This is a genomic window from Oceaniovalibus guishaninsula JLT2003 (assembly GCF_000299575.1).
Taxonomy (GTDB): Bacteria; Pseudomonadota; Alphaproteobacteria; order Rhodobacterales; family Rhodobacteraceae; genus Palleronia; species Palleronia guishaninsula.
This window is the reverse complement of the sequence record NZ_AMGO01000007.1, coordinates 239185-264737: the sequence shown is the minus strand read 5'-3', so window position 1 is coordinate 264737 and position 25553 is coordinate 239185. Positions and strand designations below refer to the sequence as shown.

The 25553-nt window shown below is 66.6% G+C and carries 24 protein-coding genes and 1 pseudogene; 10 read left to right on the top strand and 15 right to left on the bottom strand.

What is annotated here, in order from left to right:
• Positions 1–1572 carry a Re/Si-specific NAD(P)(+) transhydrogenase subunit alpha gene (locus OCGS_RS02960; RefSeq protein ID WP_007425746.1) on the bottom strand — a complete coding sequence of 524 codons (1572 nt, stop codon included), beginning with the start codon at positions 1570–1572 and terminating at the stop codon, positions 1–3.
• A 126-nt stretch (positions 1573–1698) separates the two neighbouring features.
• Between OCGS_RS02960 and OCGS_RS02955 the strand changes: the two genes are divergently transcribed.
• On the top strand, positions 1699–2445 hold the full coding sequence (locus tag OCGS_RS02955; RefSeq protein WP_040610337.1) for an SDR family NAD(P)-dependent oxidoreductase: 747 nt from the start codon (positions 1699–1701) through the stop codon (positions 2443–2445).
• A gap of 266 nt (positions 2446–2711) precedes the next feature.
• Here the strand turns inward: OCGS_RS02955 and OCGS_RS02950 are convergent, their stop codons facing one another.
• The gene (locus OCGS_RS02950; RefSeq protein ID WP_007425744.1) at positions 2712–3395 is read right to left on the bottom strand and encodes a D-lyxose/D-mannose family sugar isomerase; all 684 of its coding nucleotides are present in this window, start codon (positions 3393–3395) and stop codon (positions 2712–2714) included.
• 5 nt (positions 3396–3400) lie between these two features.
• The gene (locus tag OCGS_RS02945) at positions 3401–4180 is read right to left on the bottom strand and encodes a gamma-glutamyl-gamma-aminobutyrate hydrolase family protein (RefSeq protein WP_007425743.1); all 780 of its coding nucleotides are present in this window, start codon (positions 4178–4180) and stop codon (positions 3401–3403) included.
• Between the two features lie 119 nt (positions 4181–4299).
• Between OCGS_RS02945 and OCGS_RS02940 the strand changes: the two genes are divergently transcribed.
• Entirely contained in the window at positions 4300–5529 is a 1230-nt protein-coding gene (locus OCGS_RS02940) for a YbiU family protein (protein ID WP_007425742.1), read from the top strand.
• Here OCGS_RS02940 and OCGS_RS02935 read toward each other — a convergent pair.
• Entirely contained in the window at positions 5526–7670 is a 2145-nt protein-coding gene (locus OCGS_RS02935; RefSeq protein WP_007425741.1) for a malate synthase G, read from the bottom strand. The two genes, OCGS_RS02940 and OCGS_RS02935, sit on opposite strands and share 4 nt — an antisense overlap.
• Positions 7671–7849: 179 nt before the next feature.
• On the bottom strand, positions 7850–8056 hold the full coding sequence (locus tag OCGS_RS02930) for a hypothetical protein (RefSeq protein WP_007425740.1): 207 nt from the start codon (positions 8054–8056) through the stop codon (positions 7850–7852).
• Positions 8057–8159: 103 nt separating this feature from the next.
• On the opposite strand from OCGS_RS02930, the pseudogene pepN reads away from it, so the two are divergent.
• The 3 genes and pseudogenes from pepN (at position 8160) to OCGS_RS02915 (ending at position 12328) form a co-directional block, all read left to right on the top strand.
• Positions 8160–10703 (top strand): annotated as a pseudogene (gene pepN / locus OCGS_RS02925) (aminopeptidase N).
• A gap of 57 nt (positions 10704–10760) precedes the next feature.
• The gene (locus tag OCGS_RS02920; protein ID WP_007425737.1) at positions 10761–11315 is read left to right on the top strand and encodes a type 1 glutamine amidotransferase domain-containing protein; all 555 of its coding nucleotides are present in this window, start codon (positions 10761–10763) and stop codon (positions 11313–11315) included.
• A 149-nt stretch (positions 11316–11464) separates the two neighbouring features.
• Positions 11465–12328: a 1-acyl-sn-glycerol-3-phosphate acyltransferase gene (locus OCGS_RS02915; protein ID WP_156800943.1), complete on the top strand. Its 864-nt coding sequence runs from the start codon at positions 11465–11467 to the stop codon at positions 12326–12328.
• Between the two features lie 4 nt (positions 12329–12332).
• On the opposite strand, the gene OCGS_RS02910 is transcribed toward OCGS_RS02915, so the two are convergent.
• Together OCGS_RS02910 and OCGS_RS02905 are read right to left on the bottom strand one after the other, a co-directional pair.
• Positions 12333–13061 carry a transglycosylase SLT domain-containing protein gene (locus OCGS_RS02910; RefSeq protein ID WP_007425735.1) on the bottom strand — a complete coding sequence of 243 codons (729 nt, stop codon included), beginning with the start codon at positions 13059–13061 and terminating at the stop codon, positions 12333–12335.
• Entirely contained in the window at positions 13061–13645 is a 585-nt protein-coding gene (locus OCGS_RS02905) for a transglycosylase SLT domain-containing protein (protein ID WP_007425734.1), read from the bottom strand. Before OCGS_RS02905 ends, OCGS_RS02910 begins: the two co-directional genes overlap by 1 nt.
• Positions 13646–13822: 177 nt before the next feature.
• Here OCGS_RS02905 and gatB point away from each other — a divergent pair, with 177 nt between their 5' ends.
• On the top strand, positions 13823–15334 hold the full coding sequence (gene gatB, locus OCGS_RS02900; protein ID WP_007425733.1) for an Asp-tRNA(Asn)/Glu-tRNA(Gln) amidotransferase subunit GatB: 1512 nt from the start codon (positions 13823–13825) through the stop codon (positions 15332–15334).
• Positions 15335–15391: 57 nt separating this feature from the next.
• Here gatB and OCGS_RS02895 read toward each other — a convergent pair whose 3' ends face one another.
• The 3 genes from OCGS_RS02895 to OCGS_RS14980 all read right to left on the bottom strand — a co-directional run bounded on the left by OCGS_RS02895 (position 15392) and on the right by OCGS_RS14980 (position 16638).
• Complete coding sequence (locus tag OCGS_RS02895) at positions 15392–16015, bottom strand: VPLPA-CTERM sorting domain-containing protein (protein WP_007425732.1); 624 nt, start codon at positions 16013–16015, stop codon at positions 15392–15394.
• A gap of 261 nt (positions 16016–16276) precedes the next feature.
• Positions 16277–16423: a hypothetical protein gene (locus OCGS_RS14985; protein WP_007425731.1), complete on the bottom strand. Its 147-nt coding sequence runs from the start codon at positions 16421–16423 to the stop codon at positions 16277–16279.
• A 56-nt stretch (positions 16424–16479) separates the two neighbouring features.
• A complete protein-coding gene (locus tag OCGS_RS14980; protein ID WP_007425730.1) occupies positions 16480–16638 on the bottom strand; it encodes a hypothetical protein in 159 nt (52 codons plus the stop codon).
• 140 nt (positions 16639–16778) lie between these two features.
• On the opposite strand from OCGS_RS14980, the gene OCGS_RS14460 reads away from it, so the two are divergent.
• On the top strand, positions 16779–17210 hold the full coding sequence (locus OCGS_RS14460; protein ID WP_007425729.1) for a DUF4177 domain-containing protein: 432 nt from the start codon (positions 16779–16781) through the stop codon (positions 17208–17210).
• On the opposite strand, the gene OCGS_RS02885 is transcribed toward OCGS_RS14460, so the two are convergent.
• The gene (locus OCGS_RS02885; protein WP_007425728.1) at positions 17211–17468 is read right to left on the bottom strand and encodes a BolA family protein; all 258 of its coding nucleotides are present in this window, start codon (positions 17466–17468) and stop codon (positions 17211–17213) included.
• Between the two features lie 72 nt (positions 17469–17540).
• Here OCGS_RS02885 and OCGS_RS02880 point away from each other — a divergent pair, with 72 nt between their 5' ends.
• The 3 genes from OCGS_RS02880 (at position 17541) to OCGS_RS02870 (ending at position 21322) form a co-directional block, all read left to right on the top strand.
• Complete coding sequence (locus OCGS_RS02880; protein WP_007425727.1) at positions 17541–18176, top strand: DnaJ domain-containing protein; 636 nt, start codon at positions 17541–17543, stop codon at positions 18174–18176.
• A gap of 116 nt (positions 18177–18292) precedes the next feature.
• On the top strand, positions 18293–19324 hold the full coding sequence (locus tag OCGS_RS02875; protein WP_007425726.1) for a VWA domain-containing protein: 1032 nt from the start codon (positions 18293–18295) through the stop codon (positions 19322–19324).
• A gap of 60 nt (positions 19325–19384) precedes the next feature.
• Entirely contained in the window at positions 19385–21322 is a 1938-nt protein-coding gene (locus tag OCGS_RS02870) for a tetratricopeptide repeat protein (protein WP_007425725.1), read from the top strand.
• A gap of 71 nt (positions 21323–21393) precedes the next feature.
• On the opposite strand, the gene OCGS_RS02865 is transcribed toward OCGS_RS02870, so the two are convergent.
• Genes OCGS_RS02865 through OCGS_RS02850 form a run of 4 tightly spaced genes read right to left on the bottom strand, consistent with a single transcriptional unit; the run spans position 21394 to position 25546 of the window.
• Positions 21394–22914 (bottom strand): class I adenylate-forming enzyme family protein, encoded by a 1521-nt coding sequence (locus tag OCGS_RS02865; RefSeq protein WP_007425724.1) that lies wholly within the window; start codon positions 22912–22914, stop codon positions 21394–21396.
• Positions 22911–23342 carry a PaaI family thioesterase gene (locus tag OCGS_RS02860; protein WP_007425723.1) on the bottom strand — a complete coding sequence of 144 codons (432 nt, stop codon included), beginning with the start codon at positions 23340–23342 and terminating at the stop codon, positions 22911–22913. The genes OCGS_RS02865 and OCGS_RS02860 overlap by 4 nt, the downstream gene beginning before the upstream one ends.
• On the bottom strand, positions 23339–24337 hold the full coding sequence (locus tag OCGS_RS02855; protein ID WP_007425722.1) for an acyl-CoA dehydrogenase family protein: 999 nt from the start codon (positions 24335–24337) through the stop codon (positions 23339–23341). The genes OCGS_RS02860 and OCGS_RS02855 overlap by 4 nt, the downstream gene beginning before the upstream one ends.
• A gap of 12 nt (positions 24338–24349) precedes the next feature.
• Positions 24350–25546: an acyl-CoA dehydrogenase family protein gene (locus tag OCGS_RS02850; RefSeq protein ID WP_007425721.1), complete on the bottom strand. Its 1197-nt coding sequence runs from the start codon at positions 25544–25546 to the stop codon at positions 24350–24352.
• Positions 25547–25553 lie beyond the last annotated feature (7 nt).

The window sequence follows — 25553 nt, the reverse complement described above, 5'->3', positions numbered from 1 at the left end:
CTAGGATTTCTGGAACATGGCGAGCATCCGGCGCGTGACCAGAAATCCCCCCACGATATTGATGGACGCGATCAGCACCGCGATCAGCGACAGCAGCACGACCCAGAAATTGCCGGCGCCGATCTGCAACAGCGCGCCGACGATGATGATGCCCGAAATGGCGTTCGTCACCGCCATCAGCGGCGTGTGCAGCGAATGCGACACGCCCCAGATCACCTGGAACCCGACGAAGCAGGCCAGCGCGAAGACGATCAGGTGCGACATGAACGACGGCGGCGCGTAGTTGCCCACGATCATCAGCAGCACCGCGCCCACGACCAGCAGCGTCACCTGCCGTTTCGTCGCCGCGCGGAAGGTGGCGACCTCGTGCGCGCGCTTCTCCTCGGGCGTCGGGTCGCGCGGCTTGGCCTTGCGCGGCGCGGCGGCGATGGCCGCGACCTTGGGCTTGGGGGGCGGCCACGTCACCGCGCCCTCATGGGCGATCGTGGCGCCCCGGATCACGTCGTCGTCCATGTTCTGAACGACCGTGCCGTCCTTGCCCGGCGTCAGGTCGGCCATCATGTGCCGCACGTTGTTGGAATAAAGCGTGCTGGCCTGCGCCGCCATGCGGCTGGGAAAGTCGGTATAGCCGATGATCGTCACGCCGTTGTCGGTGACGATCTTCTCGCCCTTCACCGTCAGCTTGCAATTGCCGCCCTTCTCGGCCGCCAGATCGACGATCACGCTGCCGGGCTTCATCGCCGCCACCATGTCGGCGGTCCAAAGCTCGGGCGCCTCGCGGTTGGGGATCAGCGCCGTGGTGATGACGATATCGACCTCGGGCGCCTGTTCGCGGAACAGCTTGAGCTGCGCCTCTCGGAATTCGGGGCTGGACGGCGCGGCATAGCCGCCGGTGCCGCTGCCGTCCTGGTTGTCCTCGAAATCCAGGAACAGGAACTCCGCCCCCATGCTCTCGATCTGCTCGGCCACTTCGGGGCGCACGTCGAAGGCGCGCACGATGGCACCCAGGCTGGTGGCCGTGCCGATGGCCGCCAGCCCCGCGACGCCCGCGCCGACGACCAGCACCTCGGCGGGCGGAACCTTGCCCGCGGCCGTCACCTGCCCGGTGAAGAAGCGGCCGAAATTGGCTCCCGCCTCGATCACCGCGCGATAGCCCGCGATATTGGCCATCGAACTCAGCGCGTCCATCTTCTGCGCCCGGCTGATGCGCGGCACCATGTCCATCGCCAGAACCGTCGCGCCCCTTTCGGCGGCGCGCTTCATCAACGCCTCGTTCTCGGCCGGATAGAAGAACGCGATCAGCGTCTGCCCCTCGCGCAGCATGTCCATCTCGGCCTCGGTCGGGGGGCGCACCTTGGCCACCACGTCCGCCCTGGCAAGGACGGCGGCGGCATCGGGCAGCACCTCGACCCCCGCGGTGCGATAGGCGTCGTCGTCGAAGCCCGCGCGCCTGCCCGCGCCCGCCTCGATCACGCAGTCATGGCCCAGCTTGCGGATCTGCTCGGCCGATGCGGGCGTCATCGCCACGCGCGCCTCGTCCTCTGCCCGTTCCGCGATCGCGCCGAATGTCATGGTCCGCCTCCAGCTTGCCGTCGCGCGTACCAGACCTGCCCGCATGGGGATCGTCAAGGCAACAATGTTGCTTGGCCGTGCGTGTCGCCATTGTATCCGACCGGACCCTGCTGCATCCTCGACGGCATGACGGATCTGACAGGAAAACACGCCTTCATCACCGGCGGCGGCACGGGCATCGGCCTGGCCATCGCCCGCTCGCTGGCGGATGCGGGCGCGCGGGTGACGATCGCCGGACGCAGGCCCGAGGCGCTGGACCATGACGGCCTGCACCCCGCGGTGATGGATGTCACCGACGAAGACAGCGTCGCGGGGGCCATTGATGCCGCCGTCGCCGCGCGCGGCCCCGTCGCCATCTGCGTGGCCAATGCGGGCATTGCCGAAGGGCGGTCGCTGCACCGCACCGACACCGCCTTCTGGCGGCGGATGATGGCGACCAATCTCGACGGCGCGTTCCTGACCATCCGTGAATCGCTGCGCTCGATGCACGGGCTGGACTGGGGCCGGGTGATCGCCGTCAGTTCCATCGCCGGACTGCGCGGATTGAAAGGGGCACCGGCCTATACCGCGTCCAAGCACGGCATGATCGGCCTGGTCCGCGCTCTCAGCGAAGATTACATCGGCACCGGCCTGACCTTCAACGCGCTCTGCCCCGGCTATGTCCGCACCGCCATCGTGGACCGCAACGTCGTCTCGATCCGCGACCGTGCCGGCGTGGACGAGGACGCGGCCATGCGCCTGATGACCGACGCCAACCGCCACCGCCGCCTCATCGAACCGCCCGAGGTCGCGGCCGCCGCCCTCTGGCTCTGCGGCTCCCAAAGCGGCAGCATCAACGGCCAGACGATCGAGATCTCGGGCGGCCAGACCTGACGACCCGCGACTTGTACGTTTCGGGCGCCGAAATGTACAAATTGTACAACTGGGCTTCCGCCGCGCCTTCCGCGCCGGCCCCCCGGCATCGTTATTGCGAACGCACGTCCCGCGATGCCGGCCCTCCGCAACTGCGTTACAGGTCCATCGTCGGGACACCGCGTATCGCGCGGATGAACCTCGTCGCCTTTCTATATCGAAACTTTAAGAGACGCTTTTGATGTATCGCTTTAACGACACACCTCCGGTCGCAGCCCGGTCGGCCTCTACCGAAGCCAAGTATCGTAATCGCTGACCAGCAGATGCATCGGCGCGACATCCTCCTCCACCGCGGCGAACCGCCCGATGGAATCGCGAAAAATGTTATCCGTCAGATCGTTATTGACCGTCGATACCTCTCCGATCAGCACATCGCCCCCCTCTCCCCAGAAGGCGTGCCAATCGCCCGGCCGCAGCGTCACCGACTGCCCAGGCTCCAGCCGCAGCACCTCGCCGGGCGCGAAATCATGAGCGATTCCATCGCGTTCCACGATGCCGCCGATGTTGTCGTCGAACCCGCCGGCCATGCCGGATCCGTAAAGCTGCACCGCCAGCGTGGCACCGCCCCGGTTGATGATATCCTCGACCTTGTCGATATGCGTATGCATCGGGCTCAGCTGATCCTGTCGTGAAATCAACAGCTTTTCGGCATAACACATGCCGCCGCCCCGCCGTAACTCGTTCAGCGACCCGTTGCGCAGGGTGAACAGGAACAGCCCCATCCGGTCGAAATTGCCCGCCCCGTAATCGGTAATGTCCCATCCCATCCGGGCCGACACGATCCGGCCCCGACCCTGCTGACGCTGAAATTCCTCGGGTGTCCAGTAGGCCAAGGGCGGTAAAACAAAGCCGAATCGGCGGATCGTCTCGTCCGCCTCGGCCATGATGGCATTGATCCGCGACCGCAGCATCGGCCTTACGCGATCCGCCGGACCGGGGACGGCCGGCGACCCGCCGCCCATTCCCGCGCGGCATCGCCGAATGCCCCGAACAGCCGCCGCGATACCGGATCGGTGGTTGCACTATACTCTGGATGCCATTGAACCGACAGGGTAAATCCCGGCGCCCCATCGACATAGGCGGCCTCGGGCGTCCCGTCCTCGGCCCTGCCGTCGATCACCAGCCGCGTCGCCGCACGGTCGATGCCCTGCCCGTGCAGGCTGTTGGTCATCACCTCCCGGCTATCCAGCAACGCATGAAACGGCCCGCCTTCCGCGAACCGGACGACATGACGCAGCGCGAACTTTTCCGCCAGCGTTCCGTTGGGCGGCATCCGGTGGTTCATCCGGCCCGGAATCTCGCGGATCTCGGGATGCAGGGTGCCCCCCAGAGCGACGTTAACCTCTTGAAATCCCCGGCAGATGGCCAGGAACGGCTGTCCCGCCTCGACGCAGGCGCGGATCAGCGGCAAGACCAGCGCATCGCGAGGCCGGTCGAACGCACCGTGGGCCGGCGTCTCGTCGATGCCGTATTCGGACGGATGCACGTTCGGCCGCCCGCCCGTCAGAAGGAATCCGTCGCAGGCGTCCAGCAGATCGGCCACGGCGGTGACGGACGGGTCGGCCGGGACCATCAGCGGCACGCAATCCGCGGCCAGGCCGACCGCCTCGCAATTCATCGTTCCCACGGCCATCGCGGGATATTCGTCGTTGATAAGGTGGCGGTTCGAGATGATCCCGATGACGGGGCGGCCCATGCGTCGTCCTTTCCGAATGGTCCGAAGATAGAGGACAGCGCGGCACTTGCAAACGTCCATCGGGGTTTGACGCGGTTTTACAGGCATGCTTGCCTTCGGTTCATCATCGGAGACCGCCCATGCAGTTCGATCCCAAACCCCATATCGCCGCCGCCAAGGCCCGTCTTCGCGATCGGCAGGACGTGAAGGCCAGCTTCGCATCCCTCCGTCAGGCCGCCGAAGCCGAAATAGACGGGATCCGCGAAGAAATCGCGCGCGGCGGCAGCGGCATCCCCGAGATTGCCTATGCCGACATCCATTCGGGTTCGCTGACCGGCGACGACATTCAGGCCATTCTCCGCAAGGGATGCGTCATCGTTCGCGGCGTCTTTACGCGCGATCAGGCGAATGCATGGAACGACGAGATCGGGGCCTATATCGACCGCAACGACTATATGACGAAGGCCCGCGAGAAGGCAGGAATAGACAAGTATTTCAGTCAGTTGGAGAATGCCGTTCCGCAGATTTTCGGGCTTTACTGGTCGCGCCCGCAAGTGATGGCGCGTCAGGCCGAATCGCTGGCCGAGACGCGCCGTTTCCTCAACCGGCTGTGGCGGATCGACGGTCCGGCCGGGACCGAATTCGACCCCGATCTCGACCTGACCTATGCCGACCGCACCCGCCGCAGGGCGCCGGGAGACACGACGCTGGGGCTGTCGCCGCATATGGATGCGGGCAGTTACGAACGCTGGTGCGACCCGGCGTTTCAGGCGGTCTATGCGCCTGTTTTCGAAGGACATTGGCAGGATTACGACCCCTGGCGCGCGGCATTCCGCACCCAGACACGAGAATATGCCAGCCCCGCCGTCAGCAGCATGTTCCGTACGTTTCAGGGATGGACCGGCCTGACCGAACAAGGCCCCGGCGGCGGTACGCTGCAACTAGTGCCGACGGTGCTGTCGATGCCGTGGATGCTGCTGCGGGCCTTGCAAGACGACATCGCCGATGACGATCTCTGTGGCGCTGCGCCCGGTCGTGCACTGGGGGCCGATGCCGAACATCATGCCGAATTGCTGGAAGGGCTGGTGACGATTCCGACGGTGATGCCGGGCGACACGGTCTGGTGGCACACCGACACGATCCACGCGGTCGAGGATGCCAACGCATCCGAAAACTGGGCGAACGTCATCTATATCGGCGCGTCGCCCGATTGCCGCAAGAACCGCGCCTATGCGGCCCGGCAGCAGGCGACGTTCCTCGACGGTCGATCGCCGCCCGACTTCGCGCCCGAGGATTACGAGGTCGATTTCAAGGGGCGGGCCACGTTGGACGATCTGACGCCGCTGGGCCGGCGTCAGATGGGGTTCTAGGCGGCTTTCAGGTCCAGCCGATATCGATGAAGCACGGGTTCGGTATAGCCCGAAGGCTGGACGCGCCCTTCGAAGACCAGATCGCAGGCGGCCCGGAAGGCCGCGCCGTCGAAGTCGGGGGCCATCGGGTGATAGAGCGGATCGTTGGCGTTCTGGCGGTCAACCACTTCGGCCATCTTGCGCATCGCCGTCATCACCCGGTCCTTCGAGACGACACCGTGATGCAGCCAGTTGGCCAGCGCCTGACTGCTGATGCGGCAGGTGGCGCGGTCTTCCATCAGGCCGACATCGTTGATGTCGGGCACCTTCGAAACGCCGATCCCCTGCTGGATCCAGCGCACGACATAGCCGAGGATGCCCTGGGCGTTGTTTTCGATCTCGGCCTCGATTTCCGCGTCGGACCAGTTCGTGCCCCCCGCCAGCGGGATAGTCAGCAGCTGTTCCAGCCCGGCACGCGGCCCACCCGCGGCGATCTCGGCCTGACGGGCGGCGACATCGACGATGTGATAGTGCAGCGCATGCAGCGTGGCGGCGGTCGGCGACGGCACCCAGGCGGTGTTGGCGCCGGCGCGGGGATGGGCGACCTTCTGGTCCAGCATGTCGGCCATCCGGTCGGGCATGGCCCACATGCCCTTGCCGATCTGCGCGCGGCCCCGCAGCCCGCAGGCCAGGCCGATGTCGACATTGCGTTCCTCATAGGCCCTGATCCATGCGGTCGCCTGCATGTCGCCCTTGCGCACCATTGGCCCCGCTTCCATCGAGGTGTGGATTTCGTCGCCGGTCCGGTCCAGAAAGCCCGTATTGATGAAGGCCACGCGGCTTTTGGCGGCGCGGATGCATTCCTTGAGGTTGGCGCTGGTGCGCCGCTCCTCGTCCATGATACCCAGCTTGACGGTGTTGCGCGGCAGCCCCAGCGCGGCCTCGACGCGCGTGAACACGTCGTCGGCAAACGCGACTTCTGCGGGTCCGTGCATCTTCGGCTTCACGACGTAGATTGCCCCGGTGACGGAGTTGCGGGCCTGGTCGCCCGCCTTTCGCAGATCGTGCATGCCGATCAGCGTCGTCATCATCGCATCCATCAACCCTTCGCCCACCTCGCGGCCGTCGCGGTCGAGGATCGCGGGATTGGTCATCAGATGGCCGACATTGCGCACCAGCATCAGCGCGCGGCCCTTCAGCGTCACGGTCCCTTCCGCCGTCCGGCAGGTGCGGTCGGGCAACAGGCGGCGGGTGAAGCTGCGGCCGCCCTTCGTCACCTCCTCGGTCAGGTCGCCTTTCATCAGGCCCAGCCAATTGCCGTAGGCCAGCACCTTGTCGACGGCATCCACGGTGGCCACGCTGTCCTCGCAATCCATGATGGCGCTGACGGCACTTTCCAGCAGGATGTCGGAAACGCCCGCGCGGTCCGTGCTGCCGATATGGTGATCCCGGTCGATCAGGATCTCGGCATGCAATCCGTTGCGGACCAGAACCACCGCCTCGGGCGCGGCCGCATCGCCGCGCCATCCGACGAATTGCGACGGATCGGCCAGCCGCGCACCGCCCGCGACAAGCGCGCCATCCTCGACCCGATAGCTGTCCACATCGAGATGCGATCCCGCATCGAGCGGGGCCATGTCGTCCAGCATCTCCTTCGCGCGCGCCACCACCCGCATGCCGCGCTCGGCATCGAAACCGTCCCCCTGCGGACGGTCGCCCAAGGCATCGGTGCCGTAAAGCGCATCGTAGAGCGATCCCCAACGGGCATTGGCGGCGTTCAGCGCATAACGGGCATTGGTGATCGGCACGACCAGTTGCGGCCCCGCGACGCTGGCGATCTCGGGGTCGGTTCCTTCGGTGTCGATGACGAAATCGTCGCCCTCGGGCACCAGATAGCCGATTTCGGACAGGAATCCGCGGTAGGCGTCCATGTCCGATACCCGACCGGGCTGCGCGCGATGCCAGTCGTCGATCTGCGCCTGCATCCGCGCACGGGTATCCAGCAAATCGCGATTGACCGGCCCCAGATCGTGAACGATGTCGGACAACCCGCGCCAGAACGCTTCGGCCTCGACGCCGGTGCCGGGCAAGGCCCGCGCCTCGACGAATTGGGCCAGTTCGGTGGCCACCTGCAATCCATGCCGTTCGGTGCGATCCGTCATCTGCGTCATTCCTCGACTGCCCGTGTATCCGCCGGGCGCGCCAGCCATAGGGCCGCGCGGCAGAGTCGTGCCGACTTACGGTATCTGCGGCAAGGGCTGCAATACCGGCCGGGCAAATCGTCCGGCCGGGATGAACGGGCGACACACCGGACTGTGCGAATGGCCGAAGTGCCTGTGTGTCAGTCGGTGGCAGCCGGAGCCTGGACCGGGGCGCCCTCGATCTGGACCGGGACCGAATTGTCGGCCGGATCGTTGCCGCGGAAGAACAGCACCGCAATCAGCCCAAGAAGAAGAAGCAGGGCGGCAAGCACCATCGTGCCCATGCCGATCAGCGGTGTCTTGTGCCGTTTTTCCTGCTTGTCGAGATCGGTTTTCGGTGCGGACATCGGTTTTCCCCTCAGATTGCGGTGGTCCGGCTTGAGACCCGGACCCTTCGTTCATAACGTAGTCTTGCCGGGTTCGTTGCCCATTTCCACAAAGGTTTTTCCGATGAGAGAGGCTCAGGCCGCCGTTCACCTTGCCGAATACAGCCCCTGGCCGTGGAAAGTGGACGCCGTATCGCTGCGATTCGTGCTGTCACCCGGCGATACGCGGGTTCATTCGCGCATCGCATTCTCGCCCCGGCCGGGACTTGCCGGGCCGTTCCGGCTGGACGGCGAGCATCTGACCCTGATCGCGGCGAGGATCGACGGCAAGCCGGTGACGCCCTGCGTGAATCCGGGCGGCCTGACCTGCGACGTGCCGGACAAGCCTTTCGTCTGGGAATGCGAGGTGCGGATAGACCCGGCCGCGAATACCGCGCTGAGCGGTCTTTACATGTCGAACGGCATGTATTGCACCCAGTGCTAGGCGGAAGGCTTCCGCAGAATCACCTTCTATCCCGACCGGCCCGATGTGATGGCGCCCTTCGACGTTCGCATCGAGGGATCGCAGCCGGTGCTGCTGTCGAACGGAAATCCGGGCGCCAGGGGCGCCGGTTTCGCCGAATGGCACGACCCCTGGCCGAAGCCCAGCTATCTGTTCGCGCTGGTCGCCGGCGATCTGGTGGCCCATTCGGACACGTTCACGACGATGTCGGGACGAGAGGTCGTGCTGAACGTCTGGGTCCGGCCGGGCGACTTGGATAAATGCGCCTACGCGATGGATGCGCTCAAGCGGTCGATGCGCTGGGACGAAACCGAATATGGCCGCGAATACGATCTGGATCAGTTCAACATCGTCGCCGTCGACGATTTCAACATGGGCGCGATGGAGAACAAGGGCCTCAACATCTTCAACAGCCGCTATGTTCTGGCCAGTCCGGACACCGCGACCGATGCGGATTACGCGCGCATCGAGTCGATCATCGCACATGAATACTTCCATAACTGGACCGGCAACCGCATCACCTGCCGCGACTGGTTCCAGCTTTGCCTGAAAGAAGGGCTGACGGTCTTCCGCGATCAACAGTTCAGCGCCGACATGCGCGGCGATGCCATCCAGCGGATCGCGGATGTGCAGCAGTTGCGCGCGCGTCAGTTCCGCGAGGATGCCGGCCCGCTCGCCCATCCCGTCCGGCCTGAAAGCTATGTCGAGATCAACAATTTCTATACGGCCACGGTCTATGAGAAAGGGGCCGAGGTCATCCGCATGCTGCGGCACCTGGTCGGCGCGGACGGCTATCGCCGCGCCCTCGACCTATATTTCGACCGGCATGACGGACAGGCCTGCACGATCGAGGACTGGCTCGCGGTGTTCGAGGATGCGACCGGCCGCGACCTGACGGCCTTCGCGCGGTGGTATTCGCAGGCGGGCACGCCCGTCGTCACCATGGACGAGGCGTTTGCCGACGGCGCGCTGACGGTCACGTTGCGTCAGACGACGCGACCGACGCCCGGTCAGCCCGACAAGGCGCCGCAGGTCATCCCGCTGGCCTGGGGTGTGCTGCATCCCGACGGCCGCGAGGTGCAGGCGACGCAGCTTGCCGTCATGGAGGGCGAAACGCTTGTGCTGCGATCCTCGGGGCACGATGCGCGGCCTGTCGTGTCGATGCTGCGCGGCTTTTCGGCCCCTGTCATCCTGCGGCGCGAAGGACGCATGGCGGACAGGCTGGTGCTGCTGGCGCACGACACCGATCCCTTCACGCGGTGGGAGGCTGGCCGCGAACTGGCCCGCGAGACGGTGACGCGGGCGATCGTGGACCGCGCGGAACCCGATTCCGGTTATCTTTCGGCGCTGAACCGGGTCGTTGCCGACGACACGCTCGATCCCGCGTTCCGCGCGCTGATGCTTGGCCTGCCGGACGAGGACGATCTGGCGGCCACGCTGCACGGTGCCGACATCGTTCCGGACCCTCTGGCGATCCGGTCCGCGCGCGAAACGCTGATCCTGGCGGGCGCGCGACGGATGGAAAGCGATCTGGCGCGGTTGTTCGACACGATGGCGGTGCCCGGCCCTTACAGTCCCGACGCCGCCGATGCGGGACGCCGGGCCTTGCGCGCCGCCGCCCTGTCGCGCCTGTCCCGCCTGGATGGCGGGGCACGCGCAAGGCGGATGTTCGCCGAAGCCGACAATATGACCGAGACTGTCGCGGCGCTGTCGGCGCTGATCCGCATCGGTCAGGGCGCGGCCGAGCTTGGGGTCTTCCGCGACCGCTGGTCGTCGGACCGGCTGGTGATCGACAAGTGGTTCGCGATGCAGGTGGCGGATGCGCCGGGCGAAACCGCGCCGCAAGTCGCCGCGATGCTGGCCGCGCGCGACGATTTCGACTGGAAGAACCCCAACCGCTTCCGGTCGGTCTTCGGGGCCCTGGCGGCCAACCATGCCGGGTTCCATGCCTCGGACGGGGCGGGATATGCGTTGATGGCGGACTGGATCGTCCGGCTGGATCCGGTCAATCCGCAGACGGCGGCGCGCATGACGACCGCGTTCGAAACCTGGCGCCGCTATGACGCGGACCGCCGCCAGATGGCCGGCGATGCGCTGCGCCGGATCGCGGGCACGGCCGACCTGTCGCGCGACACGACCGAGATGGTGACGCGGATGCTGGCCTGACGGGAACCGGTCGAATGACGGACGGTTGATGGCCGGAATCGACCGAAAGGACAGATCATGACAAAGATAACGGACGCACGGATCCTCATCATGGCGACGGACGGGTTCGAGCAGTCGGAGCTGCTGGTGCCGCTGAAAACGCTACGCGACAAGGGGGCCACGGTGCATGTCGCATCGCCCGGCGGCGACGCCATCAAGGGATGGGATCAGGACCATTGGGGCGATACGGTCGAGGCCGACAAGAACGTCGCCGATGTCAGGGCCGACGATTACGACGCGATCATGCTGCCCGGCGGCCAGATCAACCCCGACATCCTGCGCACCAAGCCCGAAGCGATCACGCTGATCAAGGCGTTCGCATCCGCCGGCAAGACCGTCGCCGCCATCTGTCACGCGCCCTGGCTGCTGATCGAGGCCGATCTGGTGCGCGGCAGGACGATGACCTGCTATACCTCGATCCGCACCGACCTGCGCAATGCCGGCGCCGACGTGGTGGACCGGTCCGTGGTGCAGGACGGCAACTTCATCACCAGCCGCAATCCGGGCGATCTGGACGATTTCTGCAACGCCATCGTTTCCGCCGTCGAAGGCAGCCGCGACGCTGCCGCCTGACCGGTCGGCAGGGCGGTGCGGCTGTCGGATCGCGGGGCATCGGGCGGGATCGTGCCCGGTGCCGCCCATGCGCCCGCCCGCCCTTGCCGAGCGGCTTGCCCCGCGCCATGTTTCGCGGCAGATGCCATCCGATGGTGAATGACGTGGGCATGAAAGAGCGGATCGACGACCAGATCCTCGAACGTGCCCCGTGGCTTGGCCGGGGCGGCCTGACCGCGCTGGCGCTGCGCCCCCTTCTGCACCGGATGCTGAGCTATCAGCGCACCGTGGATCTGGCCGAGGAGATGGCCGACTGGAACGGCGCGCGGCTGATGAACCGGATGGCCGCGATGCTGGCACGGGACGTTCAGGCGACCGGCCTCGACAACGTGCCGCGTCACGGTCGGGCGCTTGTCGTCGCGAACCATCCTACCGGCATCGCTGACGGCGTGATCCTGTGGCATCTGCTGGCCCCGCTGCGGCCCGATCTGTTCGTCTATGCCAATGCGGACATCCTCAAGGTTCTGCCGAACATGGGAACGCTGATCGCGCCGGTGGAATGGCGGCTGGACAAGCGCACCCATGCCAAGACGCGCGAGACGATGGCCTTTACGCGCAAGGCGATGGCCGAGGAACGGCTGGGCGTCATCTTTCCATCGGGCCGTCTGGCCAAACGGCGCGGCCTGCAACTGCACGAACGGCCCTGGATGACCTCGGCGGCGATGCTGGCGCGCAAGTTCGACGCGCCCGTGGTGCCTGTGAACATCCGGGCGCGCAATTCGGTGCTGTTCTATCTGTTCGACCTGATCCATCCCACCCTGCGCGACATCACGCTGTTCCACGAATTGCTGAACAAGGCGCGGCAGCCCTATCGCATCAGCGTGGGCGAGCCGATCTCGCCCGCGTCGATGCCGAAAGGATCCGAGGATGCGATCGAGCTGGCCAAGCGCACGACGCTGGCGCTGGGCGGGCGGCATGCGCCGTCGGTCTCGCTGCTGGATACCAGCCGCCGGCCGGCGGTCTGGACACGCTGAGGGTTCAGGTCGGGTCGCCGGCCGCTTCGTTGATCGCCAGCCGCATCGGCCGCGAAGCCGGGCGCGGCCCCTCCACGATCTGCGTTTCGGGACGAAGGCGCGGGCGTGGGCTGGCGGCGATGGTGCAATAATCCTGACCGCGCAGCCAACCGATCATGTCGGCCTTCTTCAGTTCCGACCGAAGCGGTCCCCAATCGGCGGCCACACCGCTCCATCTGGGGGAACGGGCGTCGATCACGCCGTCGCGCGGAACGGTGCGTGCCATGATCCTTACCGCGCAGGCAAGGTTCGCGGCGCCGGACTTCAGCTCTGCCCCGCTGCCCGCCCGGCAGCCATAGCCGCGGGCCGTGGCGGGCAGGATTTGCAGCAACCCATACCAGCGCCCGTCGCCGCCCACCGCCTTCGGCTTCCACGTGCTTTCGTGCTTGGCCAGGGCCGACAGGAAGCCGACCCAGAAGGCCCGCCGCTGCGGCCGGTCGGCGTCGGCGTAGCCCGGACACCATTCATCGGCATCGCGGGGCGTTTCCTCGATCAGGCGCTTGCCGTGGGTATCGAGGGCATGAAGGACTGCCCTGCTCCACCTTTCGCTCTCGGCGCGATGATCCCAACGCGCCGCGGGGATCGGCTCGGCCGCTGGCCGTGGCTGGGGGCGGATGTCGCCGGCGGCGGGACAGGCCGTCGCAGCGCAAAGAAGGGCCGCCCCGGCAAGATGCCCAAGACGGCCCCAACGCATCAGGCGCTGCCCTTGCCGTTCGGCTGGCAGTAGCTTTGCGCGCGGGTCCACGCCTTCATCTCGGCCCGCTTGTCGGCCGAATGGAACGGGCCCCAATCGCGCATGCCGGTGTTGACGCTACCGCGCCGCGCCACCTGAGCCGAGGCGATTCGCACCGCGCAGCGCAGATTGGCCGCGCCGTCCTTCAGCGCCTCGCCGGTGCGCGCCTCGCAGCCATAGCCGCGCGCGGTGCGCGGGTCGATCTGCACCAGGCCGTACCATGCGCCGCCGCCGCCGACGGCGCGGGGATTCCAGGTGCTTTCATGCTTGGCCAGCGCCGACAGCAATCCGGCCCAGAACGCGGCGCGCTGTTCGGCATCCTGTTCCTTGTAGCCAGGGCACCATTCGGCATAGTCGGCCGGGACCATTGCCGGAAGGGCCGCGCCATGTTCGCGCAGGGCTTCCAGCGTCTCGGCGGTCCAGACTTCGGATTCGGGGCGGAAATCCCAGCGCATGACCGGCATTTCGGCCGTCTGCGCCTGTGGCGACAGGGTGGAACAGGCGCCAAGCAGCAGCAGCGCCAGGGCGGCAACGGATCGTTTCATCGGGCTCACTGTGGCAAGACTGCCACAATTCGGCAGCCAAGGCGACCATACTTCGATTCCCCCCTGTCACAACCCGGCGGGCGGACGGTCGGCAATTCCCCGCCGCAACCTGCCGTTGCCCTTGCCCTGCGACACGTCTAGACCGCTGCAAATCCCTTGCAGATACGGAGTGCGCGCATGCTCGACCTTACCTATGACGCCCCTGCGCCCAAGGTCATTTCCGGCGCGACCGGCGAGTGGGAGCTGGTCATCGGGCTGGAGGTTCACGCCCAGGTCGCCTCGGCCGCGAAACTGTTTTCAGGCGCATCGACCCGCTTCGGGGCCGAGCCGAACAGCAATGTCGCCTTCGTGGATGCGGGGATGCCGGGCATGCTTCCGGTCATCAACGAAGGCTGCGTCGCATTGGCCGTCAAGACGGGGCTGGGACTGAACGCGGCGATCAACCTGCGCAGCGCTTTCGACCGCAAGAATTACTTCTATCCGGACCTGCCGCAAGGGTATCAGATCAGCCAGCTTTACCACCCCATCGTCGGCGAGGGCGAAGTGCTGGTCGATATGGCGCCCGGCATCGCCCGCAAGGTGCGGATCGAGCGGATCCATCTGGAACAGGATGCCGGCAAGTCCATTCACGACATGGATCCGACGATGAGCTTCGTCGATCTAAACCGCACCGGCGTCGCCCTGATGGAGATCGTCAGCCGCCCCGACATCCGTGGCCCCGAGGAAGCGGCGGCCTATGTCGCCAAGCTGCGCCAGATCATGCGCTATCTGGGTACCTGCGACGGCAACATGCAGAATGGCAACCTGCGCGCCGACGTCAATGTCAGCGTCTGCCGCCCCGGCGACTATGAACGCTATCGCGAGACGCAGGATTTTTCGCATCTCGGAACGCGGTGCGAGATCAAGAACATGAACTCGATGCGGTTCATCCAGGCCGCGATCGAGGTCGAGGCCCGCCGCCAGATCGCCATTCTGGAAGACGGCGGGACGATCACGCAGGAAACCCGGCTTTACGATCCCGACCGGGGCGAGACGCGGTCGATGCGGTCGAAAGAGGAAGCGCACGATTACCGCTATTTTCCCGACCCGGACCTGTTGCCGTTGGAAATCGAGCAGGAATGGGTCGAGGGCATCCGGGCCTCGCTGCCCGAATTGCCGGATGCGAAGAAGGCGCGTTTCGTCGCCGAGTACGGGATGACGGAATACGATGCAGGGGTGCTGACCGCCGATGTGGAAAGCGCGCTCTATTTCGAGCGGGTGGCGAAGGGCCGCGACGGCAAGCTGACGGCGAACTGGGTCATCAACGAATTGTTCGGCCGGCTGAAAAAGGACGACCGGACCATTGCCGACAGCCCGGTATCGGCGGATCAGCTTGGCGCCATCATCGGCCTGATCGCGTCGGACGAGATTTCGGGCAAGATCGCCAAGGATCTGTTCGAGACGGTCTATGTCGAGGGCGGCGATCCCGCGCGTATCGTCGAGGAACGCGGTCTGCGGCAAGTCACCGATACCGGCGCAATCGAAACGGCGGTGGATACGGTGATCGCCGACAACCCGGCGCAGGTCGAAAAGGCCAAGGCGAACCCCAAGCTGGCGGGCTGGTTCGTGGGGCAGGTGATGAAGGCGACCGGCGGCAAGGCGAACCCGGCCGCGGTCAATCGCATCGTTGCGCAGCGGCTGGGGCTTTAGCCGCAAGAAAGGGGCGGCGCCCTGCGGCACCGCCCCCATCAATTCTTCAGATTGCAATCAGGATTTCTTGCGGCGACGCATCGCGGCAAGGGCACCCATGCCGCCCAGCATCAGCAGACCGCCGGCCGGCAGCGGAACGGCCGAGATGTCGAAGTCGATCTGCCCACGCTCTGGGCGGTTCGGTTCGTAGACGGCGATACGATAGTTGCCCGCCGACAGTCCGGCATAGAAGAAGCCTTCGGGCCGGGCGGCCGCGTCGCCGTTCTGACCGGATGCACGGTCGCAGGTATAGCCGTCGATCACCGACAGCGCGCCGTTAGTCGTGCACGACCCCATGCTGGTCACGAACGTATTCGTATCGAGGTTCAGGATCGCGAAGCTGGACGCGAAGTTGACGAAATCGGGCTGATAATCCTCGAACCGGATCGTGGTTTCGCCCGTCGTGGTGAAATCGCCATAAGCGAAGGCCGGCGTCGCGTCGCCGAGGTGGCCCAAGCCGCCATTGCTCCACTGGAAGGACAGCTGACCCATGCCTTCGGACGAATTGGTGCCGATGATGGTATAGGTGCCGCCATTCGACACAAACGTGTCCGAATTGACGAACGTCACCGAAGCGGCAGATGCCGCGCCGGCCAACGTCACCGCTGCGATCGTGGTGGCGAGAACAGTTTTCAGTTTCATAGAACCCTCCTTGGTTGCTGTCCCAGCGATACGCGAAACAGGCCGGAATTTCAGGAAGTTCGATGAAAATAGTTAAATACTGTCAGACTGTTATCGGTCAGTTGACGATGGCCGGAGCCAAGTGTTCATTGTTGAAGTCTATGTCGCGGAATGGTTGTTCAGGGCAAAGCAGGCGGCAACCCTGGGGATCGTCCGATTGCCGGGAAGCGCGATTCGAGTAAGCGTCTGGTCCTGCGTGAAGGCGCGACAACGGACCGCCGCTCAATACTTGTCGCTGTGCGAGAACCCATCGGTCGGATGGGCAATGGCGGCGGCGAGGTTGGGCTGCTTGCTGGTGTTGGACAGGTCCGGCGGGGCCGAAGCGCAGGCAGCGAGGGCCAGAAGGGTCGTCAGGATCAGGGCGCGCATGGGGGTTCCTTCGGTCAGGGGGCCGGCTGCGTCGGGGGGCCGACCCCCGTGGGTGCTTATTCGGTGCCGACTTCGTTCTCGAACCCGTCGGTCGGTGCAGCAATTTGTTCGACCGGCTCGGCCATCGTGGTGTCCGAAGTCATGGTCGTTCCCATTCCCTGGGCGCAGGCGCCCAGCGTCGTCAGCAGGCCAAGGATCATCAGGCTGCGCAGCATTGTCGTTCCTCCTCTGTTTGTGGTGACGTAACGGCCGCTGAACAGGCGATGTTCCGCCATCCGGCGTGGACGCTTTCGCGCGGCCTTGCCAAATCGGACCGAACGCTTAGGAATCGCCCTCCAGATCAGCGTGAGGCCCGATGTCGCATTATCAATACAGGGTCGTTCCCGCCCCCCGTGTGCCGGCCCGTATCAAGGGCGTGAAGCGGATCGACCAGCGCTTTGCGCGGACCTTGGCCGATACGCTGAACGCCCTGGCGCCCGAGGGATGGGAATTTCACCGTGCCGAGACGATGCCCGTCGAGGCGCGGCGGTCGTTTCTGGGTACAAGGCAGACCCGCGACGAGACGATGCTGGTCTTCCGCCGCTGGATCGAGGACGCGGACATGGTTCCTGTCCCGTCCGAGCCCGCGCCCGCCCCGCGCGCCGTGCCCGAAGAACCCGATCGCGCAGTGCCGACATTGCAAAGCATCGACCGGCGTCAGGCAACCGCATCGGCGTCTCTGGGCGCCCCCAACCGCAGGGTGCCGCCCGAAGTGCGCCCCTTTCCCGGCCCGTCGACCGACCGCTGATCACCCGTCGAGGTCGAGCGCGAGCGCGTGAACCCGTGCCACGAGGTCGGACCCCAACGCCGCATGCACGGCCCGGTGGCGCTGGATGCGACTTTGGCCCGCAAGGCTGTCGGCGCGCATCCTGACCGAGAAGTGGCTTTGCCCTTCTTCCGGCGCGCCGGCATGGCCGCGATGGGCGGCTGAATCGTCTTGCACATCCAGTTCGCGCGGCTGGAACGCCGCCTGCAACCGGCGGCGGATTTCCTCTGCGACGTTCATGCGGTCGACTCCCTCTTCCCTGTTCCGGCCAAACCAGTAGACTGTCGCGTCCGAGCAGGAAAGGAGCCCCCGATGACCAAGAGCGATCCATTCGGATTCGACATCCGCGTCTCGTCGGCGAAAAAGAAAAACCCCCGCGGCAAGCGCGGCATGTCGGGCGCGTTCGAGACGTCGGTGCGGGTCTGCGAGCATGAGGGATGTCAGGAGCAGGGCCAGTATCGCGCGCCCCGGTCGCCCGATCACCTGGACGAGTATCTGTGGTTCTGCAAGGAACACGTCCGCGAATACAATCTGAAATGGAACTTCTTCAACGGCACCACCGAAGAGGAATTCGCGGACCAGATCGACCGGGACCGGGTCTGGGGCCGCCCGACCAAGCCCTTCGGCAAGCGATCCGACGAACAGCGCGCCTGGGCCCGGCTGGGCGTGGACGATCCGCATCAGGTTCTGGGCGACAACGCGACGCGCAATCCCGGCCGGGGCGGCAACGGCAGCTCGACCCGCCGCCTTCCGCCGACCGAACGCCGCGCCATCGAGATCCTGGATGCGCGCGACCATTGGACGAAGACCGAGATCCGCAAGACCTACAAGGCGCTGATCAAGGTGCTGCATCCCGACATGAACGGCGGCGACCGTGGACATGAGGAGCAGTTGCAGGAGGTCGTCTGGGCCTGGGACCAGATCAAGGACAGCCGCAACTTTACCTGAGGGCGGCTCCTTCCGGCACGTTTACCTTGCGTCAGATTTTGCGTGACGATTTCTTAACTTCTGTTAACCTTTGAGCAGTCCGCGGATGGCGGGCCATTGTCAAAGGGAACGGCATTATGAAGATCGAACGCTATTTCAGGAACATGCGGCTGGGTATCGCGGCCGCGATCTGCCTCGCCCCAGGCGCGCTTCACGCGGCTGGATCGGTGGCATGGATCAGCCCGCCCGACAATTCCACCTTCCCTGTGGGCACTGTCGTATCGCCGACAGGGATCGCCAATGCCCGCGGTACGGTCGGGGGAACCGGACTCGACCTTGCACTGGTTCTCGATTCGTCCGGCTCCATGGGCACTGGGGTCGATACTGACGGCGACGGCGTCAACGACACGACGCGGCAGGAGCTTCAGCAGCAGGCGGCGCTGGCTTTGGTCAATGCGCTGCCGGACTTCGCCCGCATCTCCGTGACCGAATTCGATACCAACGCTGTTCTGCTTCAGGGCCTGACGCCGCTCGACGCAGGCGGGCGCGGGACGACCGCAGCGGCCATCAATTCGGTCGATGCGTCCGGCGGCACCAATCTGGCTGCCGGGGTCAACACTGGCCGTGCTGAACTTGTCGCCAACGGCGCTGCCGGATCGGCGCAGCGGCTGCTGCTGATCTCGGACGGCGAATCGTCCTCGACAAGCGCGACCAATGCAGCGGCCATTGCTGCTGCGGCGGGCATCACCGTCGATACGGTAGGTTTCCCCGGAACGGATGCGCCGACGCTTTCGGCGATCGCGGCCGCGGGCGGCGGGACGTTCTTCGACTTTTCGGGCAATCCCGGCGACATCATCGCAGCGTTCGCCGGCACCGGGGGCGGCACGCCGGTGGGGATCGATTCGATTCAGATCACGGATCCGCTGGGCGTGACCTATAATGTCGGCGCGGGGATCCTCGGCAACTTCACGGCAGCGGGCTTCGGGCTGGCGCTGGGCAACAACGTGTTCAGCGTTCTGGCGAACTTCACCGACGGCACCTCTGCCACGGCGACGCTGAACCTGATCGGCGTCGGCGACCTGCCGCAGGTTCCGCTTCCGGCATCGGGGCTTCTGCTGCTCGCCTCGCTGGCGGGGATCGGCGCGATGCGTCGGCGCAATCGCGGCTAAACGAAGACGAAGGTCGCGCGGCAGTGCCGGGCGGCCTTCACCCCTGCCGGAACCCATATCATGACCCTCAGGAACACCGCGCTTTGCGCCGCCCTCTGGCTGGCCAGCGCCCCCTTTCTGCACGCCGCCAGCTTCGACCTGGCGCCCCTGACCCCGCCCGCAGGCGGGCCGAGTGACGGCGCGCTGACGGCCGGGCGCGATGCCCAGATGGCCGCCGTCGCGCTGCGGGACCGTGCCCTTCTTCCAGATGCGACTCCGCTAGCCGGCCCGCCGGGCCAGGCGCACGCGCTGCAAGCCTTGGGTGCGGCGGCGGCCGGCCAGACGGACATGGCGGAAGCGTTGTTGTCCGAGGCCGATCCGTTCCTGCCCGAAACGGCCATCGCCCGCGCGCTGATCGCCCGGAACGCCGGCGATCTGGCCGGGGCCGAGGCCGCGATCGGCGACGCGCTGCGGATCGCACCCCGACACGCCTATGCGGCAAACGTGATGGGCAGCATCGCCCTGGCGCGCGGGGATGCCGAACGCGCGGCCGATGCGTTCAGCGCCGCTGTCGCTGCCGCGCCCGAAGGCGCGACCTATTGGAACAACCTTGCCGTCAGCGAACTGGCCCTGGGACAGATGTCGGACGCGCAACGCGCTATCAATGCCGCGATCGCGTTGGCACCGCGCAATTGCGTTTACCGCATGACCGAAGCGCGTATCGCGGACGCGGCGCGGGACAGCGCCCGTGCGGCGAAGGCGCTGGACATCTGCCTTGCCGCCGAACCGGGAAACGTCGAGGCCGCGCGCCAATCCGTCATCCAGGCCCGAGATGGCGGCGATCTCGACCGGGCCACGATGTTGCTGGACCGACATGGCGCCGCGATTGCCGACAGGGCGATCCTCGCTACCGATATCGCGCTACGCCAGGCGGACATTGCCGGGGCACGCGCGATGCTGGAGGGTGACAGCGCCGCGTCGCAAGGTCGCGCGGCCCTGATGGCAGCCGTCACCGTGGCAGAAGGCGGCGACATCGCCGGTGCGATCGCGGCCCTGGACGCAGACAGCACGACAGCCCGGACGTTGCAGGCCGCCCTCGCCGTCGCCTCGGGCGCCGAGCCCCTGGCGACTGACCTGCCATCGGTCGATGCCCTTTATTCAGGACTGGCGACCGGCGATGCGGGGCGTCTTGCCCAAGCCGGGCCGGCCTTCGGCATCGACCTGTCCGGCCTCGGGACGGCACCTGAACCGCAGACCGCGCGCGATCTGGCGCTTCCCCTCTGGCTGTGGCTGGCAGGCTACGCCGACCTGGCCGACGAGGGGCTGGCCATCATTGCCGATAATGGCGACGACGCGTTCGCTGCCTTCGCCGCGTTCGCCGCCGCGCGCGATGCGGGGCGTCCGGTTTCCCACCAGCGCGAGTGGTTGCGCGAGGCCGCGCGCCGGGATCCGGGCTTCGCCGCCCCTGCACTCGCCCTAGCGGAAAGCCATCTGGCCGAGGGTGCATTGGCCGAAGCGCTGCCCTGGCTGGAACAGGCAGCGGCCATCCGGCCCGATGCCACGCTGTTGCTGCGTACGGGGTTGGTGGCCGAAACGCTGGGCGACGACAAGACGGCGGAACGGCATTACCGCAAGGCGGCGGAAAGCGCGCCGGACAATCATGCGACGCTCAATCAACTGGCCTGGTTTCTGGCCGAACGCGGGCAGCGGCTTGACGAGGCGCGCAGCCTTGCCGACCGCGCGGCAGACTTGGCACCCGGAAATGCGGCCATCCTCGACACGCTGGGATGGATCGACTGGCAGGAAGGGCACAAGACCGCGTCGCTGGAACGGTTGCGCCAGGCCGACACCCTGCGGCAGGGCCGCGATCCAGACATCCGTTTGCGGCTGGCGACGGTGCTGGCTGCCGATGGGCAGGAAGACGCCGCTTCGGATCTGTTGACGGCGCTGGCCCGCGACGTGCCGGCCTTCCGTCCCGATGCGATCGCGGCCTTGCGGGCCGAGATCGCGGGTCGGTAGGCCGCTCACCGTTGATGGTGCACCTGGGGAGGATCGGCCCGTGCCGATCCCATCGCCGCAGCGTCCGCCGGTCAGGCGTCGTCTACGATCCCCAGACTGTCGCGAAACGTCTCGACCAGCACGGTCTTGAGGATCTTGCCGTTGGGCGAGGTCGGCAAGGCGGTGGTCACGACGATCCGCGATGGCCGCTTGTAGGGCGACAGGCGTTCGGCGACATGGTCGAGCAATTCGCGTTCGCTCAACCCGGCTGGGTCGTCGGTTTCGCAGAAAGCGAGGATTTCCTCGTTGCCGCCGCCGATCTTGCGGCCGATCACGGCGGTCTGGATCACCTTGGGATGATCGTTCAAGGCCGCCTCGACTTCGGGGGGATAGACGTTGAAGCCGCCGCGGATGATAAGTTCGCGCGCGCGTCCCGCAATGTGCAGGTTGCCGGCCTCATCCAGCCGGCCCAGATCGCCTGTGCAGAAGAACCCGTCGGCATCAAACGCCGCCGCCGTCGCCTCGGGGTTGCGGAAATAGCCGGGCATGACGTGCGGCCCGCGTGTCAGGATCTCGCCGACACCGTCGGGACCGGGATCGCGCAAGCGCAGGTCAACCCCTGGCAGGGCACGCCCGACGCTGACATCCGGCACGCCGCGCGGATTGGTCGTCAGCGTCACGCCGGCGGTCGTTTCGGTCAGGCCATAGCCGTTCTGCAAGGCGACGCCATAGAACGACTCGGCCCGCCGCTTCCAGTCGGGATCGAGCGGCGCGGCCCCGGACGAGACGTATCGCAACCGCCCCGGCGCGATGCGCTCGACACCGCGCCGCGCCGCCTCCTCCATGATCAGGGCGTGCATCTGCGGGACGGCGGGCATGACGCTGACGCCGGCGTCGAGCGCATCGAGAACGGCGGCGGCGGAAAACCGCGCGAAAAGCCACAGCTCGGCTCCGGCGATGCCGCTGGCCATCATCATCGAGGTCAGCCCGAACACATGCGTCATCGGCAGCACCCCGAGGATCAGGTCGTCCGGCGACATGTGGCGTATTCGCGCAGACGATCGGCCGCCGAACAGCAGGTTGCCATGGCTGAGCATCACGCCCTTGGGCGTGCCCGTCGATCCGGTCGTGTAAAGGATGACGGCGATCTGGCCATCGTCGGGCCTGACCTCGTCGGGTTCCGACGCATCGCGCGGCCCGGCGATCGCCAGGGTTCCAAGGGGCGTGTGCCATTCCTGCGCGTCCGCGATCCCCGCATGGCTTTGTGCCTGGGGGGAGGCATGCGTCAGATAGATTGTCAGGCGCGGATCGGAATGGCCGGCGATGCGCCGCAATTCGTGATCGGTCATGCGGGCATTGACGGGGACGGCGACGGCGTCGAGCCGCGACGCGGCCATGACGAGCGCGATCAGCGCCGCGCAATTCTCGGCCAGGATCAGCAAGCGGTCGCCGGGCCGCAGCCCCCGATCGACCAGATCGGCGGCCATTGCGGCGATGATGGCGTCCAGTTCGCCATAGGCGATCCGCCGGCCATCGTGGTCGCGCAACGCGGGGGCGTCCGGGCTGGCGATGCTCTGATCGTGGAAGGGTCCATGAATGCGGGATCGCGTCATCGCGGAACGTCCGTCAGGATCGAGGGGGGTACACGCTTGAAGACGCCCGATGCGGTCGCCACCAGCGTTCCGTCGTCATGCATTAGATCGCCCGACACGAACAGCAGGCTGCGTCCGCCGCCGGTGACGCGGCCCGTGGCGGTGACGCCGCCAGGCCTGCCGGCGCCGATGAAATCGACGTGGAACGAGATCGTCAGGAACGGCTGCCGCCCGGTTTCGTCCACCGTCAGGCTGGCCGTCGCGCCGCAGGCGCTGTCCAGCAGCACGGCCGCTATCCCGCCATGCAGGACGCCATGCCGGTTGGTATGCGCTTCGCCCACCGTCAGACGGCAGCGCGCAAGACGGTCGGGCTGCCCGACATCCAGCACATAGCCCACAAGACGTTGGGTTCCGGTCTCGTCCACGATGATGCCGGGCCCGTCGCTCATGCCGCGCCCAGGACGATGAAGCGTTCCAGATGGTGATCGCTGTCGCCAAAGCGCGCATCGGCGGCCAGAAGGCGGCGGACCAGCGGCGCCAGTTCGTATTCCTCGGTCATGCCGATGCCGCCGTGAAGCTGGATTGTCTCCTCGGCCACTTGCAGCGCGACGCGGCCGACCAGCGATTTCGTTGCAGCCACGTGCCGGTCGCGGTCGGGCGCATCCAGATGCCCGGCCAGGTTCCAGACCGCGGACCGGGCCTGTTCGACCTCAGTCAGCAGGTCGGCCATGCGGTGCTGGATCGCCTGGAACGACCCGATGGCGCGACCGAACTGCTTGCGGGTCTTGAGATAGTCGGTGGTCAGCGCAACCGCCGTTTCCATCACCCCCAGCGCGTCCGCGCAAAGCGCCAGGATCGCGGCGGCCATCGGCCGATCCAGCAGAGCGGCATCGCCCAAGCGGCGAGCGGGCGTTTCCTTCAACGTCACTTCGGCCGCGCGCGCGCCGTCGATCAGCGCATAGCTGCGGATCGCCAGACCTTCGGCGCCCGCCTCGACCAGATGAAGGCCATCGGTCGCCAGCACGATCAGATGGCTGGCATCCTCGGCCCCGTGGACCACGGCCTTTTCGCCCGTCAGGTGCCCCCGGTCGGCACGCGTGGCCACCGTGCCGTCATAGCGCTGGCCGGGTTCGTCCAGCGCCACGGCGATCCGCGCGCCGCCCGTCGAGGCGGCTTCGGCCAGCGCGCCCTCGCCTGCAGCGGCCAGGATCCCGGCCCCCAGAACGACGCTGTCGAGCAGCGGCGTGACCGCGGCGGCGCAGCCCAGCGTGCGGAAGACCATCAAGACATCCGGTCCGGTTCCGCCGAAGCCGCCCGCCTCTTCCGGCAGCAGTGCCGCGCCCGTGCCCAGTTCGAACACGGCCGCAGCGTCGCCGCCCCGTTCCAGCGTGCGCGCGAGGCTGTCGCCCAGCATCGTCTGTTCGTCGGTGAACCTGAAATCCATGACGCGATCCCCTCAGAGTCCCAGCAGGGATTTGGCGATGATCCCGCGCTGGATTTCGTTCGAGCCGCCATAGATCGACAGCTTGCGGTTGTTGAGATAGGCCCGCGTCGCCCAGGCGGCTTCGGCAGGACCGGGCGGCGGCGTGTCGTTGGCACCCTCCAGCGCCTCGGACGGGAAGACCAGCGCCCACGGCCCCAGGGCACGGCGGGTCAGGTCGTTGATCGCCTGACGGATCTGCGTGCCTTTCAGCTTGAGCATCGAGCTTTCGGCCATCGGCGCATGCCCCGCCGCCGCCTGGGCCAGCATCCGCAGGTTGGTGGTGGACATCGCCATCAGCTCGATCTCGACATCGGCCACACGCGCGGCGAAAAGCGGGTTGTCGATCAGCGCCTTGCCGTAGGCGACCTGCGCCCGCGCGATCCGCTTCAGCGCGGCAAGGCCCGAAGTGGCGAAACCGACGCCCGCGATGTTCGTGCGTTCGTGGGTCAGCAGGAACTTGGCATAGGTCCAGCCCTTGTTTTCCTCGCCCACCAGGTTTTCGACCGGCACCTTCACGTTGTCGAAGAACACCTCGTTCACCTCGGGCGTGCCGTCCAGCAGGACGATGGGGCGCACGGTGATGCCGGGGCTGGTCATGTCGATCAGCAGAAAGCTGATCCCCTCCTGCGGCTTGGCGGCCGGACCCGTTCGCACCAGGCAGAAGATCCAGTTGGCGTGCTGGCCCAGCGTCGTCCAGGTCTTCTGTCCGTTGACGACATAGTGGTCGCCGTCGCGCACCGCACTCGTCTTGACCGAGGCGAGATCGGACCCCGCGCCGGGTTCGGAATAGCCCTGGCACCACCAGTCCTGACCGTCCAGAATGCGCGGCAGGAACCTGTCCTGCTGTTCGCGCGATCCGAACTTTTGCAGCAGCGGTCCCAGCATGGCGACGCCGAACGGCAGGACGCGGGGCGCATGGGCCAGCGCGCTTTCTTCCTCGAAGATATGGCGCTGAATGGGCGTCCAGCCGGATCCGCCGAATTCGCGCGGCCAGTTTCCGGCCAGCCAGTTCCTTTCCTGAAGGATGGCATGCCATTCCTCCATCTCGGCCTTGGTCAGCTCGCGGTGCTGCCTGACCTTGTCGGACAGCCGCGCGGGCAGCCGGTCTTTCAGAAACTGGCGGACCTCGTCGCGGAAGGCCCGATCGTCGGGCGAAAAGCTCATGTCCATCGCGTGT

What these genes read in the sequence shown, in the direction of transcription:
- gatB (WP_007425733.1), top strand. Translation starts at nt 13,823, where the DNA reads ATGCTCGACCTTACCTATGACGCCCCTGCGCCCAAGGTCATTTCCGGC.
- OCGS_RS02855 (WP_007425722.1), bottom strand. Translation starts at nt 24,337, where the DNA reads ATGGATTTCAGGTTCACCGACGAACAGACGATGCTGGGCGACAGCCTC.
- OCGS_RS02955 (WP_040610337.1), top strand. Translation starts at nt 1,699, where the DNA reads ATGACGGATCTGACAGGAAAACACGCCTTCATCACCGGCGGCGGCACG.
- OCGS_RS02865 (WP_007425724.1), bottom strand. Translation starts at nt 22,914, where the DNA reads ATGACGCGATCCCGCATTCATGGACCCTTCCACGATCAGAGCATCGCC.
- OCGS_RS02930 (WP_007425740.1), bottom strand. Translation starts at nt 8,056, where the DNA reads ATGTCCGCACCGAAAACCGATCTCGACAAGCAGGAAAAACGGCACAAG.
- OCGS_RS02940 (WP_007425742.1), top strand. Translation starts at nt 4,300, where the DNA reads ATGCAGTTCGATCCCAAACCCCATATCGCCGCCGCCAAGGCCCGTCTT.
- OCGS_RS02945 (WP_007425743.1), bottom strand. Translation starts at nt 4,180, where the DNA reads ATGGGCCGCCCCGTCATCGGGATCATCTCGAACCGCCACCTTATCAAC.
- OCGS_RS14985 (WP_007425731.1), bottom strand. Translation starts at nt 16,423, where the DNA reads ATGCGCGCCCTGATCCTGACGACCCTTCTGGCCCTCGCTGCCTGCGCT.
- OCGS_RS02870 (WP_007425725.1), top strand. Translation starts at nt 19,385, where the DNA reads ATGACCCTCAGGAACACCGCGCTTTGCGCCGCCCTCTGGCTGGCCAGC.
- OCGS_RS14460 (WP_007425729.1), top strand. Translation starts at nt 16,779, where the DNA reads ATGTCGCATTATCAATACAGGGTCGTTCCCGCCCCCCGTGTGCCGGCC.
- OCGS_RS02880 (WP_007425727.1), top strand. Translation starts at nt 17,541, where the DNA reads ATGACCAAGAGCGATCCATTCGGATTCGACATCCGCGTCTCGTCGGCG.
- OCGS_RS02935 (WP_007425741.1), bottom strand. Translation starts at nt 7,670, where the DNA reads ATGACGGATCGCACCGAACGGCATGGATTGCAGGTGGCCACCGAACTG.
- OCGS_RS02950 (WP_007425744.1), bottom strand. Translation starts at nt 3,395, where the DNA reads ATGCTGCGGTCGCGGATCAATGCCATCATGGCCGAGGCGGACGAGACG.
- OCGS_RS02895 (WP_007425732.1), bottom strand. Translation starts at nt 16,015, where the DNA reads ATGAAACTGAAAACTGTTCTCGCCACCACGATCGCAGCGGTGACGTTG.
- OCGS_RS02905 (WP_007425734.1), bottom strand. Translation starts at nt 13,645, where the DNA reads ATGAAACGATCCGTTGCCGCCCTGGCGCTGCTGCTGCTTGGCGCCTGT.
- OCGS_RS02960 (WP_007425746.1), bottom strand. Translation starts at nt 1,572, where the DNA reads ATGACATTCGGCGCGATCGCGGAACGGGCAGAGGACGAGGCGCGCGTG.
- OCGS_RS02850 (WP_007425721.1), bottom strand. Translation starts at nt 25,546, where the DNA reads ATGGACATGAGCTTTTCGCCCGACGATCGGGCCTTCCGCGACGAGGTC.
- OCGS_RS02920 (WP_007425737.1), top strand. Translation starts at nt 10,761, where the DNA reads ATGACAAAGATAACGGACGCACGGATCCTCATCATGGCGACGGACGGG.
- OCGS_RS02915 (WP_156800943.1), top strand. Translation starts at nt 11,465, where the DNA reads ATGAAAGAGCGGATCGACGACCAGATCCTCGAACGTGCCCCGTGGCTT.
- OCGS_RS02885 (WP_007425728.1), bottom strand. Translation starts at nt 17,468, where the DNA reads ATGAACGTCGCAGAGGAAATCCGCCGCCGGTTGCAGGCGGCGTTCCAG.
- OCGS_RS02860 (WP_007425723.1), bottom strand. Translation starts at nt 23,342, where the DNA reads ATGAGCGACGGGCCCGGCATCATCGTGGACGAGACCGGAACCCAACGT.
- OCGS_RS02875 (WP_007425726.1), top strand. Translation starts at nt 18,293, where the DNA reads ATGAAGATCGAACGCTATTTCAGGAACATGCGGCTGGGTATCGCGGCC.
- OCGS_RS02910 (WP_007425735.1), bottom strand. Translation starts at nt 13,061, where the DNA reads ATGCGTTGGGGCCGTCTTGGGCATCTTGCCGGGGCGGCCCTTCTTTGC.
- OCGS_RS14980 (WP_007425730.1), bottom strand. Translation starts at nt 16,638, where the DNA reads ATGCTGCGCAGCCTGATGATCCTTGGCCTGCTGACGACGCTGGGCGCC.